Origin of the sequence: Brevibacterium sp. NPDC049920 (assembly GCF_040656435.1) — a bacterium.
Classification (GTDB): Bacteria; Actinomycetota; Actinomycetes; order Actinomycetales; family Brevibacteriaceae; genus Brevibacterium; species Brevibacterium pityocampae.
Window position 1 is genome coordinate 99496 of sequence record NZ_JBFAMF010000007.1, and the last position, 13041, is coordinate 112536.

Genomic DNA, 13041 nt, shown 5'->3' on the forward strand with positions numbered 1-13041 from the left:
CATGGTGCGTCGCGGTAGGCTGTCCGCATGTCTGCTGCCGCCCTGCCCGCCGACGTCCGGTCGACCACCCTGGCGATCCTCGCGTTCGGGGAGCTCACGTCGGTCGAACGCGCCGCCGCCGATGCGCAGGCGGCCCCGAGCATCCGGGACCGGGTCGATCTCATCGCCGTCGCGGGCGTCGCCCTGAGCCACTACGAGGCGCTCGCCGCTCGCGTCGAGGCGCTCGGCGGGGACATCGCGGAACTCATGGAGGGCGTCGAACCGTCGTTCACCGCGCTGCGGGAACGCACCCGGCCGCGTGATTGGTACGAAAGCCTCATGAAGGGGTACGTCTTCGACGGGATCAACAGAGATTTCTATCGCGCGGCCCTGGTCAATCTCGATGAGACGAGCGAACGGGTGGCCACTGCCGTACTCGATGATACACGGCAGGCCGATCACCTCCGCAGCCGGCTGGCCCGCGCCATCGCCGAGCAGCCGGAGCTGTCCTCCCGGTTGGCGCTGTGGGGGCGGCGGCTCGTCGGGGAGGCGCTCGTGCGCGGCCGGCACCTCATCACGGCCTTCGACCTCGCGGTCGACGACGAGGCCGTCTCGGCGATCGCGCAGCGGGTGATGACGAATCACTCGCGCAGGATGGCCGCGCTCGACCTCGTCGCCTGACCGGAGCTCACGCCCGGGGCGACGTCTCAGCCCACCCCGAACCCGACGCGGCGCTGCTGCTCCTCGCCGGTCTCCACGTAGGCGAGGGCGGCGGCGGGCACGAAGACCTGCCGACCCTTGGCGTCCGCGAGGCTGAGCATGCCACCGTCCTGCAGAGCCGCCTTCACCTGTTCGTTGACCTCGTCGGCCGTCGCGGTGCTCTCGAGCACGAGTTCGCGGGGGGCGTTCTGCACGCCGATCCTGATCTCCATGGGTCTCCTTCGTCGATTTCGGCGCAGCCGGTCGGCTCCACGCTCGGGGGTGGGTCCGGGACCACTCTAGTCCGCGGGAACGGGAGCGGCGGAGCCCCCTCCGGCCTCGGCCTCCTCGGAGTCGGACAGCGAGCCCACGCCGTTCCACAGCACTCCGGAGATCAGATGGGCGGCGGCGTCGGCCTCGAACTCGGCGGTCTCCGCGAGCTGGAGCGCGGCGGCCTCGGCCATGCTCGTGATCGCGACGGCGAGGAGCTTCGCCTCGGCGGTCGTGGCGGCGGACTCGCGCTCGATGAGCTCGGCGATCCACATCGCGGCCCGATCGGTCGAGCTGCTCGCACGTTTGACCGCGCCGGGCTCATAGGAATCGGCGCGGGCGATGATGAGGAACTCCGACCGATGATCGGTGACGAAAGAGAAGTAGGCCGAGATCGCCGCGGCCACTCGCTCCTCGTTGTCATCGCTCGAGTGCAGCGCCTCGGTGAGCACGGAATCGAAGACCGCGTTGGCGGCATCGATCACGGCGAGGTAGAGGGACTGCTTCGAGTCGAAGTGCTGGTAGAGGACCGGCTTCGAGACCCCGGCGGCGATCGCGACGGCATCCATCGAAGCCGTGCGGTATCCCGAGCGGGAGAAGACCTCGGTGGCCACTGCGACCAGCTGGTCCCGACGCTGGGCCTGGGGCATTCTCTGAGATTTCGTCATCCTCTCAGTTTATCGCCAGAATCGCTGACCCAAAGGCAAATGTCCAGACCAGAGAGTACAAGTCGTGGAGATCACACCCGTGTCCGTGCCGCGTGATGGAATGGGCGGCATGGGAACGAGCAGGGGAACATCACCGTCGGGCACACCCTCGGAAGCGCAGGCCGACGCACCGGCCGATGCAAGGCCAAGGCCGGACGCATTGCCGAGCGCGCCGGGAGCGGCTGCCGGGAGCGGCGCGGACCCCGCGGCGCTCGCCGCCGCGCTGGCCGCCGGGCAGGCGGTCAGCGTCGTCGGCGCTCCCGGGACCGGGAAGACCGCGCTGCTCCTCGCCGTCCACGCCCGGCTCGCGGCGCTGCCGGGGACGGGGCCGGACGACACGCTCGTGCTGACCCCCACCCGGGACCACGCCACGGATCTGCGCGACCGGATCGCACTCGACCCTGAGCGGGTGCGCACGGCCCCGGCCGCCCGGAGCATCCACTCGCTCGCTTTCGGGATCGTGTCCGCCCACGCCGCGGTGCGTGACGGCGCCGGCACGAAGTTCGTGTCCGGGCCGGACCAGGATGCGCTGCTCGCCGCGCTCCTCGAGGGATACGAGGAGGGCCGGGCGGCACCGCCGGCGTGGCCCGCCCACATGACCGCCGAGGTGCGCCGCACCGCGGGCTTCCGCGACGAGCTCCGCGAAGTGCTCAACCGGGTGATGGAGCGCGGCTTCGCGCCCGCGGACGTGCTCGACGCGGCACAGGCGGCCCGTCGCCCCGAGTGGACCGCCGTCGCCCAGGTCCTGCAGGACTACGAGGACCAGCTCGCGGTGCCGGTGTTCGGCGGTGTCGACACCGCCGCCGTCCTCGCCGAGGCCGCGGCGGTGCTGCGGGAGGAGCGCGACGCCGGCACCGTCGCCGGTCGGCGGTGGAGCTTCTCCGGTGAGATCGTCCCGCGCTATGTGCTCGTCGACGCGGCGCAGGACCTCCCCGACGCCGCCGTCGCGGTCCTCAGCGGGCTGCGTGACCTCGGCACTCGGATCGCCGTCGCCGCCTCCCCGGACACCGGCACCCAGGGCTTCCGGGGCGGCTCGGGCTCCGTCGTCGCCGCGGTGACCGCCCACGGCGCCCCGGCGATCGCCGGACCCGCGGGCCATCGGCCGATCGTCCTCGAGGCCGCGGCCGGGCACGTGCGCGGCGCCGGGGCGATCGCCGCGGTGTCCCAGGACTTCGCGCGGCGGATCTCCACGGACCTCGCGCGCGGCCACGTCCCGCGCGCGGCGGCTGACGCACCGGACGGGGGCTCCCGCGTGCGGGTGGCGCTCTCCCGCTCCGCGGCGGAGCAGTCACGCACCGTGGCCGCACTGCTGCGCGCGTGGTTCCACGACGTCGGGACGGATTGGTCCGACATCGCCGTCATCGGACGCACCTCCGGCACCGCGGCCGCACTCCGGCAGGAGCTCGGGCACCTCGGGATCCCGGTCGGCGCCGTCGAGCTCCCGCTGCGCACCGACCCGGCCACCGCCCCGCTGCTCCGGGCCCTCACCGTCGATCTCGGGGACCCGGACGCCCTCGACGGGCTCGTGCGCGAACTCCTCACCGGTCCGTATCTCGGCGTCGATCCGGTCGCGCTGCGCGGACTCGAGCGGGAGGCCGCCGTCCTCCTGTCACGGCATGCGGGTGGCGCTCCGGACGATGGCGGGGAACGTTCCGCACCGCACCGCTCCGTGCTCGTGCGCGCCCTGCAGGAGCTGCCGCCGGCGCAGCTGCCCGACACGCTGCGGACCCTCGCGACGGTCCTCGACACCGCCGCGGATTCCGCCGACGCAGACGCGCACACCGCGGTGTGGCGGCTCTGGCAGGCCACCGGGGTCGCCCGGGCGTGGCGGGCGCGGGCGCTCAGCAGCCCCGGTGACCCGATCAACGACCGCCTCGACGCGGTCCTGCGCCTGATCTCCCTGGCGGAGAAGCTGGGGGACGACCTCGCGGACCGGGAGTCGCTGCGGGCGCGGTCCTTCGCCGCCCTCGTCGCCGACCAGGAGTTCGCGCAGGATTCGCTCGCCGCCCGCCGCACGCAGGCTGCTGTGGCAGTCGACTCACCGGCGGCACTGGCCCACCGGAGCTTCTCCCGGGTCGTCGTCGTCGACGTCGACGAGGGGCAGTGGCCCGACCCCCGTGTGCGCGGCTCGATGTTCGCCACCGAGGCCCTCCTGCTCGGCCTCACCGGAGGAGAGCCCGACCCGGACCCGGGCGCGGAGTACGCCCGCCGGCGCCGTGCGACGATCGTCGACGAGGGCCGGCTGTTCCTCAGCGCGATCACCCGCGCCGCCGACGAACTCGTCGTCATGGCTCTCGAGGACGGCGACACGTCGCCGAGCGCGTTCTTCGATACCGTGGCTGCCCACCCCGCGGTGGAGGAGCTCACCGCTCCCACCGCTCCTCTCGATGACGGCCCGGATGCCGGTGCGGACATGGGCGGGGGCGGCAGTGCCGTATCGGACCTCCTCCCGGTGAGCGCGCGCCAGGCCGCCGCCCGCGCCCGCAGCCGCTTCGTGGCAGCGGCGGATTCCGGCGCGGACACCGAGGAGTGGGCGGACCTCCTCCACGCGCTCGCCGCGCACGGCGTGGCGGAGGCCGCCCCGGAGAACTGGACGGCCTGGCAGGAGGTGACGACGTCGACCCCGCTGCTCGGGCCGGACGACGAAGCCAGGATCTCCCCCTCCACCGCGGAGGACTTCACCTCCTGCGCCCTGCGCTGGTTCCTCACCCGGCACGGGGGGCGCACCGCGAGCTCGCGGGCGCAGAGCCTCGGCACCCTCATCCATGCGATCGCCGAAGCCTACCCCCGTGGCGGCTTCGCGGACATGATCGCGGACTTCGACGAGGGGTTCGCCGAGATCGCGTTCGATGCCGCATGGGAGCGCGACCGCGAGTACGCGACCGGGCGGCGCATGGTGGAGAACCTCGACCGGTACCTGCGCGAGTCGTTCGAGCAGCGCCCGGGTCTCGAGGTCGCCGTGGAGGTGGGCGTCGACGCCGCGGCCCCACAGGGCGCCCCGGGTGCGCCCTGGCGGATCACCGGCCGGATCGACCGGCTCGAGATCATCCCCGGGCGTGCGGGTGCCCCGGACGGTGTGCGCCCGGTCGACTTCAAGACCGGGAAGACCATCGTGTCCCGAGCCGACGGCACCACGCACCCGCAGCTCGGGGTCTACCAGTTCGCGCTGCGGGCGGGGGGTACGGAGCGCGCCGACGGCACCCGCGTCGACGGCGAGCCCGCCGGGGCGGAGCTCGTCTACCTGCGCAACACCAAGCCGACCACCCGGGAGCAGCCGGCGCTCGGCGACGCCGCGGACCCCGCCTGGGCGGAGACCCTCGTCGGAGGCATCGCCGAGGGCATGCGCTCGGCGCGCTTCGTCGCCACCCCGAGTCCGGACATCTGCCGCAGCTGTCCGGTGAGATCATCGTGCCCGGCCTTCGCCGGCGCACCAGTTGCAGGAGCCGATGACGCATGAGCCCCACCGCACCGCGCTACACCGCCCTCCGACTCGCCGAGATCATCGGCGTCGAACCGCCCACCGAGGAGCAGCAGCGGATCATCGAGGGCCCGCTCGACACCGCCGTCGTCATCGCCGGAGCGGGCTCGGGCAAGACCACCGTCATCGCCCAGCGCGTCGTCTACCTCGTGGCCAACGGGATCGTCGACGCGGAGTCGATCCTCGGCCTCACCTTCACGCGGAAGGCCGTGGGGGAGCTCAACGAGAGGATCCGCCGGCTGCTCCACCGTTTCCGGGCGGCGGAGGGCGACCGGCGCGGCGCCACGGACCTGCCCGGGCTCGACGTCCCCACCGTGACGACGTACAACTCCTTCGCCGCCGGGATCGTGTCCGACCACGGGGTGCGGATCGGCGTCGAACCGGAGTCCCGACTGCTCGACATCGCCGACGCGATGGAGCTCGCCGGCGCCGTGGTCGACGCCGCGACGGACCGGGAGATCCCCCCGAACGTCGCCCGCTCGACGGCCATCGACCAGATCCTGGGCCTCTCCTCCCAGATCAACGAGCACCTGCAGACCCCGGAAGCGGTGATCGACCACCTCGACGACTGCCTCGATGCGTTCCTCACCGGGGAGTCCTTCACCGCGCATCTCGACGCCATCCGCCGGAAGAGGATCCCCAAGGAGGAGAAGGAGCAGCTCGTCGACGAGGCGGAGGCGCTCGCAGCCCGCGCCGGGCTCGGCGAGGTCCCCGCCGGTCCGCGCAGCCGGGCGCGCACAGCGGATCCCGCGCGCCTCGAGCTCATCGATCTGCTCGCCGGGGGCGGCCTCGGCCCGGACACCGTCCTCCCGCTCGCCCACAAGCGCCGGGTCGCGGTCCTCGCCCGCCGCTATCTCGATCTCAAGCGCGCCGGCTCGGCCATGGAGTTCTCCGACCAGGTGGCCTTCGCCCACCGGATCATGACCGAGGTGCCGGCCGTGCGCGGCATCGAGCGCGCGCGCTGGAGCGTCGTCATGCTCGACGAGTACCAGGACACCTCGGACTCCCAGTTCGAGCTGCTCCGCACCGTGTTCGCCGGCCTGCCCGTGATGGCGGTGGGCGACCCCCGGCAGTCGATCTACGGCTGGCGCGGGGCGAGCGCGCGCAACATCGGGGAGTTCCCGCTCCACTTCCGCTCCCCGGACGGCACACCCGCCCGTTCGCTCACGCTGAGCACGAGCTGGCGCAACGACGTCGACGTCCTCGCTGTGGCGAACCGGCTCGCCGCCGCGCTGCCCGACGCTGACCCGGACGACGCGCTCACCGCACGACCTGGCGCCGGACCCGGTCGCGTCGACATCTCCGCCACCCCCGGTGATCCCGATCCGGAGTACGGCTCCGACCAGTGGGCCGGGCTCGCGCAGTGGTTGGTGGAGATCGGGAAGGAGACGCCTACCCGGACGCGGGCGGTGCTGTGCCGCAAGCGCAGCCAGTTCCCCCCCGTCGCCCACGCGCTCACCGCCGCCGGGCTCGACGTCCACATCGCCGGATCCACCGGTATGCTCGACGACCCCTTCGTCGCAGACGCGCACAGCGCCCTCCAGGCGCTCGTCGACCCCGGTGCCGGCGACCACCTCATGCGGCTCCTCAGCGGTACGGTCTGCGGGCTCGGTGTATCCGACATCGCCGCCCTCGACCGCTTCACCCGACACCGCAGCCGCCGCCTCCGGGAGCGGCTGTCGCCCGCCGGGCCCGAGGCCGTCGGAGCTCCGGGCCCGGGAGGTGCCGGCGACGCGGAACCGGCGCCGGAGATCGAGGACATCACCCTCGTCGAGGGCATCGACGACCTCCTCACCACCGGCGCGCAGGCTGATGCCCGGGCCACCGGGCTGTCTCCGGCGGCACTGCGCAGGATCACCCGGCTCGCCGCAGCCCTGCGCACCCTGCGGCGGTCGACGACGACGATCCCCGGGCTCGTCCGCGAGGTCATCCGCGAGCTCGACATCGACACCGAGGTCGACGCGCTGCCCGCCGCCGCGGCTCAGGTGCACCGCGCCTCGCTCGACGCCTTCGTCTCCCTCGCCCTCGACTACTCCGCCCAGCACCCGGAGGGCACCGTGCGCACCTTCCTCGACTGGGTCACGGTGCTCGAGTCGAAGGACGCGCTCGCGAACCCGGAGAGCGAGCCGGACCCGACGGCGGTCACGGTGATGACGATCCACTCCTCCAAAGGCCTCGAGTTCGACGCGGTCGCGATCCCCGACTGCGTGGTGGGCGACCTGCCGACCGGGCTCCGGGAGACGAAGGGGTGGCTCGCCCCCGGGGCACTGCCCTACCCCCTGCGCGGCGACCAGGCGAAGCTGCCGCCACTCGATCTGCTGGCCCACGGTGGCTCCTCACCCGCGGAATTCAAGGAGTGGCTCGCGACGAACGTCCGACCGCGGCTCGAGGAGCACCACCTCATCGAGGAGCGCAGGCTCGCCTACGTCGCAGTGACCCGGGCCAAGGCCCGCCTGTGGCTCGGCGGTGCTCTGCACACGACCCGCACGAAACCCAATGAGTTCTCCCCGTTCCTCCACGAGGCGATGGAGGTGCTCGGCCACGACGAGAGCGAGCTGCCGGAGGCCGAGGATCCCGGCGAGCGCGCGACCGCCGCGACCACCGGCATCCCGTGGCCGGTCGTCGACACCGCGCGCCTCGAGAAGCAGCGCGCCCACCTCGACCTGCTGGACGCGCGCCGGGCGGAGCACCCCGACCTGCAGTCCCTCGCGGAATCCGCTGCGGACCCGGAGGTCAGGGCGCTCGCCGCTCGGGTGATCGCGCTCGACGAGGCCCGGACCGCAGGCGGCGCAGACTTCGCCGTCCCCGCGCGCCTGTCGACGACGGGGATCGTCGCGTTCCTCGACGATCCCGCCGGGTTCGCCGCGAGCACGCGCCGCCCGATGCCCTACGCCCCGAACGAGGCCACCGGCCTGGGCACGGCCTTCCACACCTGGGTGGAGAACTACTACGGGCAGGCCGCGCTCGGCGATGTCGACGTCGACCCGGCGGTCGCCGCGCTGTCCGGCGCGGCCCGGCGGCGGCTGGCCGAGCTCACCGAGGTATTCGTGGCCTCGGAGTTCGCCCGCCTCGAGCCGGCGGAGATCGAGCTCCCCTTCGAGCTCGTGCTCGAGCGGGCCGACGGCCCCGCCATCCACGTGCCCGGCAAGATCGATGCGGTGTTCCGCACCCCTGAGGGTCTGCGGGTGGTCGACTGGAAGACGGCGCGGGCGCCCGGGGAGGAGCAGCTCGGGACCATGGCGGTCCAGCTGTCCGTCTACGCCCTCGCGCTGTCCCGGATGCCGGAGTACGCCGGACTCCCGATCGACGCGGCCTTCTACTTCCTCGGCAGCGACCGGGTGGTGCGCGCTCCACGCCTGCTCGGGGCCGCGGAGCTCGTCGCCGCCCTCGAATCCGGCGCCGACGACCTCGCGCAGCAGGGACGGGAGGGCGGCGGGGTCAGCGGTCCTCGGGGCCGGTGATCCGCTCCGTCGGGACTGCCGAGGCCGACTCCTCGTCGATGTCGTGCGTCACCGGTGCGGTGGGACGGAAGACGTCGCCGGCGCGCACCGCGGTGCGACGCGGGGCCGGGGGAGAGGTGGTGGCCGCGGGGTCGGCTCCGGTGTCTGCGCCCGTACCGGACAGAGGCTCGGGCCCGGGCACGGGCTTCGGTTCGGGCCCGGTCGCGTCTGCGGGCTGCTCGGCCGCGGCGCCCGGCTCCGTGATCGCCTCTGCCGACTGCTCGCCAGGGGGTGCCGCGGGCGCAGCGCCCTGCGCATCCTCGGGGCCCGTGCCGCCGTAGGGGCCGGGATGCCCCTCGGCCGGTGCATCGGTGAGCTCGGCGAGCGAGGCGAGGAGCGCGACGGCATCGGCGATCTCGCCGTCGTCGCCGCCCCGGCGGGCCTCGAGGAGCCAGTCGAGGGCGGTGAGCTCCGAGCGGAGCTCGACCCGTGTGCGCAGGCCCGGGTCCGGGCCTGCGCGGTGACCGCGGTAGACGGTGAAGAACTCCTCGACCGCATCGGGGTGCAGGAGTGCGGTGACGGCGGCGAGGTCGGTGGCCGGGTCGCCGATGTGCAGCCGCCCCAGGTCGGTGACCGCGGCGATCCGGCCACCCTCGGTGCGCAGTGCGTCCTCCGACAGGCCGCCGTGGACGGCACACGGGAAGAAGCGCCAGGTCGCGACATTCTCCAGGGCGGTCTCCCAGCGCGAGAGCAGGACGGAGGGCACCTGGCCGGTGGCGGCTCCGGCGTCGAGCGCATCGAGGAGGCGCTGCCGCTCCTCGGCGCTGTCGAGCACGGCGAGGCCGGAGTCCGCGATGTCCCCGGGGTCGGCATTGTGGAGCTCGGCGAGGAACTCCGCGAGCGCCGTCACGAGGGCGGGGGAGTCGGCGAAGGCGACGGTGGAGGCCGGCGTGCCCGGCAGGGGTGCGCACACCCGGATCTCCTCCCCGCGGGAGTCGAACTGCTCAGCGGGCACCGCGAGCCGCCCCAGGATCTGCGGGAAGGTCACCGAGGTGCCCGGCAGCAGCCCGCGGAGCAGTGCGGCGGCGTACTCCTCCGCATCGGCTCCCTCCGCGCCTGCGCTCGGCACGAGGACGGCGACGACGGAGCGCTCGCCGTCGGACACGAGCACGCGGTGGCCGCGCGGGTCGTCGAGCGCGAGCCACGACTGCGGTTCGAACCCGTCGAGGATTCCGGCGGTGGCGGCAGCGATCTTGAGGTCGAGAGTCTCCACCCCTCCAAACTACCGCCGCAGGGCGGCCCTGGCGATGAGGCGCACGGATCCGCACCCGGAAACCCGAAGGACGGGCCGTGTCCGTCCGGTTCGCTATCGTGGACACCATGAGACCCCTGCCGCTCCTCGAGCCCGCCAGCCTGGCACGCAGCAGCGTGCGCCGCAACCACCTGTCGCGCGGCACGGACGGCGACCTCTCCGCGGTCTGGGCGCGGTCCGGGACGCGCGGCGTCCTCGCCCATCGCGGCTACCTGCTCATCGCCTCCGGGCACCTCGTCACCGTCACCGCGGACCAGGTCCCGGAGGGGGGCACCCAGATCTACCTCGGGATCGACCCCGACGGCGCCGACAGGATCGGCATCGACCTCGACGACGCCGGCCGCTCGGCCGTCGACGCACGGCTCGCCGCGGAGCGCGACCGCGATGCCGAGGACTTCCTCGACGGACCGACCACCGGCATCCACGTCACGGAGCCCACTTGGCTCGACCTCCGCCATGTCGCCACCGAGCTCGACGACCTCGACATCGGGCTCGCCTGCAGCCTCGTCGCAGTCGGCAACTGGCACCGCACGCACACCCATTCGCCCCGCAACGGGTCGCCCACCCGACCGGCTGTGGGAGGCTGGGTGCGCCGTGACCCGGAGACCGGCAGCGAGCACTTCCCGCGCACCGATCCCGCCGTCATCATGGCCGTCGTGCACACCGACGGGGACGGCACCGAGCGCCTCCTGCTGGGCAACAACGCCCAATGGCCGGCCGACCGCTATTCGCTCCTCGCCGGGTTCGTCGAGCCCGGGGAGACGCTCGAAGCAGCGGTGATCCGCGAGGTCTGGGAGGAGGCCGGGGTGGACTGCGTGCGCCCGGTCTACGTCGGCTCGCAGCCGTGGCCGTTCCCCTCCTCGCTCATGCTCGGTTTCACCGCCGAGGCCGTCTCGCGCGACACCCGTGCCGACGGCGACGAGATCACCCGCGTGCGCTGGTTCACCCGCGAGGAGCTCACCGCGGAGACCGCGGCCGGCACCGTGTGGGTGCCCGGCGACGTCTCGATCGCCGGGCAGATCCTCTCCGCCTGGCTCTCCGGGGGAGCATGACCGCAGTGCAGCCGGCGGCCGCCGCCGCACTGCTCGAGCATCTCGACCCGGAGCAGCGGCGGGTCGCCGAGCACGTGAGCGGCCCGCTCGTCGTCCTCGCCGGCGCCGGGACGGGCAAGACCCGCGCGATGACGCATCGGATCGCGTACGGAGCGGCCACCGGCGCCTTCTCCGTCCGCCACGTCCTCGCGCTGACCTTCACCTCGAAGGCCGCCGGCGAGATGCGGGCGCGGCTGCGTGCACTCGGCGTGCCCGGGGTGCAGGCCCGCACCTTCCACTCCGCCGCGCTGCGCCAGCTGCGGTACTTCTGGGACGCGTTCGCCGAGGGACCCTTCCCCGAGCTCCTGGGCCAGAAGGCGGGGGTCCTCTCCCGCGCGATGGCCGAAGCCGGATTCGAGGTCGAGCGGGAGGTGGTGCGCGACGTCGCCGCCGAGATCGAGTACGCCGCGGTCTCGATGCTCGCGGTCGACGACTATCTGGCGCAGGCCGCGCACCGCGAGCTGCCCCCGGGCATCACCCCGGCCGGCATGGAGCAGATCATGCGCGCCTACAGCGAGATCAAGTCCCGTCGGCGTCTCCTCGACTTCGAGGACATCCTGCTCACGCTCACCGGCCTCCTCGCCACCCGGGAGGACATCGCCGCGCAGGTCCACGAGCAGTACCGCCACTTCGTCGTCGACGAGTTCCAGGACGTCTCCCCGCTCCAGTACGACCTCCTCATGCGCTGGCTCGGGCGACGCGAGTCCCTGTGCGTCGTCGGCGACCCCGCGCAGACGATCTACACCTTCGCCGGCGCCACCGACTCCTTCCTGCTGCGGCTGCCCTCGCGCCTGCCCGGAGCGCAGAGCATCTCGCTCGTGCGCAACTACCGATCGACCGAGCAGATCGTGCAGGCGGCGAACGCGGTCCTGTCCCACACCGGGCGCACCCCGCTCGTGCTCCGCAGCACCGGGCGCAGCGGCCCGGCTCCGGTGTTCACCGAGTACGCCGACGACCAGGCGGAGGCCGAGGCTGTCGCCGCCCGGATCGCCGAGGAGATCTCCCGGGGCCGGCGGGCCTCGGACATCGCGGTGCTGTTCCGCACGAACGGGCAGAGCCGCGCGTTCGAGGACGCGCTCGGAGCCCGGGGAGTGGGATACGTGCTGCGCGGGGGAGAGCGGTTCTTCGCCCGACGCGAGGTCAAGGAGGGGATCGCGCTGCTGCGCGCCTCGGCCGCCCGGCTGGCTCCGCGGCCGCTGCCGGAGCTCGTCGGCGAGGTGCTCGATGCGATCGGCTGGGCACCGCGCCCCCCGAGCGGGGCCGGGGCGAGCCGGGAGCGCTGGGAGTCGCTCGACGCCCTCGTCGGGCTCGCCGCATCGATGCAGGAGAAGTCGGAGCTGCCCGTACCCCTGCAGGATTTCCTCAGCGACCTCGCCGACCGTCAGGAGCACCAGTTCGCCCCTCCCGTCAACGGCGTCACGCTCGCCTCGGTGCACGCGGCCAAGGGTCTCGAGTGGGAGAGCGTGCACCTCGTCGGGCTGTCCGAAGGGCTCGTGCCGATCAGCTATGCGACGACGCCGGCGGCGGTGGCCGAGGAGCGGCGGCTGTTCTACGTCGCGCTCACCCGGGCCCGCACCGAGCTGTCGCTGAGCTGGTCGCTCGCACGTCAGGAGGGCCGCCGGTCCCGGCGCTCGCCCTCGCGCTTCATCGGGGAGATGCAGAGTGCGCACGGGGCCTCCACCCGGCCCGCCGGACAGCGTGCGGGAACCCGGAACCCGCGGGCGCGGACGGCCCCGGTGCGGTGCACGCGCTGCGGGAGGACGCTCGTGACCGCGGTGGAGCAGAAGCTGCAGCGCTGCGGCGACTGCCCCGGCGAGGTCGATGCGAACCTGCTCGTGGCGCTGCTCGACTGGCGCCGGGAGCAGTCGGAACGGCTCCGGATGCCCGCCTACATGATCCTCACCACCGCGACCGTCAACGCGATTGCCGAGGTGCGGCCGCGCACGGCGGCGCAGATGGACCGGATCCCGGGGATCGGCCCGGTGAAGTGCGAGCAGTTCGGCGCGGACATCATCGCGCTCGTCGAGGCGCACTCCGGTTCGATGTGAGGCCCGGGGGAGCGCGG

Annotated in this window: 8 protein-coding genes; 5 read left to right on the forward strand and 3 right to left on the reverse strand. The window is 73.4% G+C overall.

All coding sequences use genetic code 11. The features are described 5' to 3' along the window. The first annotated feature begins 27 nt into the window (after nt 1-27). Nucleotides 28-660 carry a ferritin-like fold-containing protein gene (locus tag AB0I45_RS08905; RefSeq protein ID WP_247425302.1) on the forward strand — a complete coding sequence of 211 codons (633 nt, stop codon included), beginning with the start codon at nt 28-30 and terminating at the stop codon, nt 658-660. 26 nt (nt 661-686) lie between these two features. On the opposite strand, the gene AB0I45_RS08910 is transcribed toward AB0I45_RS08905, so the two are convergent. Then, nucleotides 687-911: a DUF3107 domain-containing protein gene (locus AB0I45_RS08910; protein WP_137319378.1), complete on the reverse strand. Its 225-nt coding sequence runs from the start codon at nt 909-911 to the stop codon at nt 687-689. A gap of 66 nt (nt 912-977) precedes the next feature. Further along, entirely contained in the window at nt 978-1616 is a 639-nt protein-coding gene (locus AB0I45_RS08915; protein WP_295689489.1) for a TetR/AcrR family transcriptional regulator, read from the reverse strand. Nucleotides 1617-1815: 199 nt separating this feature from the next. Here AB0I45_RS08915 and AB0I45_RS08920 point away from each other — a divergent pair, with 199 nt between their 5' ends. Next, entirely contained in the window at nt 1816-5112 is a 3297-nt protein-coding gene (locus AB0I45_RS08920; RefSeq protein ID WP_295689490.1) for a UrvD/REP family ATP-dependent DNA helicase, read from the forward strand. Further along, the gene (locus AB0I45_RS08925) at nt 5109-8594 is read left to right on the forward strand and encodes an ATP-dependent DNA helicase (protein WP_295689491.1); all 3486 of its coding nucleotides are present in this window, start codon (nt 5109-5111) and stop codon (nt 8592-8594) included. Before AB0I45_RS08920 ends, AB0I45_RS08925 begins: the two co-directional genes overlap by 4 nt. Here AB0I45_RS08925 and AB0I45_RS08930 read toward each other — a convergent pair. Then, a complete protein-coding gene (locus AB0I45_RS08930; RefSeq protein ID WP_295689492.1) occupies nt 8572-9846 on the reverse strand; it encodes a phosphotransferase in 1275 nt (424 codons plus the stop codon). The two genes, AB0I45_RS08925 and AB0I45_RS08930, sit on opposite strands and share 23 nt — an antisense overlap. Nucleotides 9847-9953: 107 nt before the next feature. Here AB0I45_RS08930 and nudC point away from each other — a divergent pair, with 107 nt between their 5' ends. Together nudC and AB0I45_RS08940 are read left to right on the forward strand one after the other, a co-directional pair. After that, a complete protein-coding gene (gene nudC, locus AB0I45_RS08935) occupies nt 9954-10937 on the forward strand; it encodes an NAD(+) diphosphatase (RefSeq protein WP_295689494.1) in 984 nt (327 codons plus the stop codon). Further along, a complete protein-coding gene (locus AB0I45_RS08940) occupies nt 10934-13024 on the forward strand; it encodes an ATP-dependent DNA helicase UvrD2 (RefSeq protein ID WP_295689496.1) in 2091 nt (696 codons plus the stop codon). The genes nudC and AB0I45_RS08940 overlap by 4 nt, the downstream gene beginning before the upstream one ends. The last annotated feature ends 17 nt before the right edge of the window (nt 13025-13041 follow it).

Coding starts and splice junctions, on each gene's coding strand:
- nudC (WP_295689494.1), top strand. CDS start 9,954: ATGAGACCCCTGCCGCTCCTCGAGCCCGCCAGCCTGGCACGCAGCAGC.
- AB0I45_RS08940 (WP_295689496.1), top strand. CDS start 10,934: ATGACCGCAGTGCAGCCGGCGGCCGCCGCCGCACTGCTCGAGCATCTC.
- AB0I45_RS08915 (WP_295689489.1), bottom strand. CDS start 1,616: ATGACGAAATCTCAGAGAATGCCCCAGGCCCAGCGTCGGGACCAGCTG.
- AB0I45_RS08910 (WP_137319378.1), bottom strand. CDS start 911: ATGGAGATCAGGATCGGCGTGCAGAACGCCCCCCGCGAACTCGTGCTC.
- AB0I45_RS08905 (WP_247425302.1), top strand. CDS start 28: ATGTCTGCTGCCGCCCTGCCCGCCGACGTCCGGTCGACCACCCTGGCG.
- AB0I45_RS08925 (WP_295689491.1), top strand. CDS start 5,109: ATGAGCCCCACCGCACCGCGCTACACCGCCCTCCGACTCGCCGAGATC.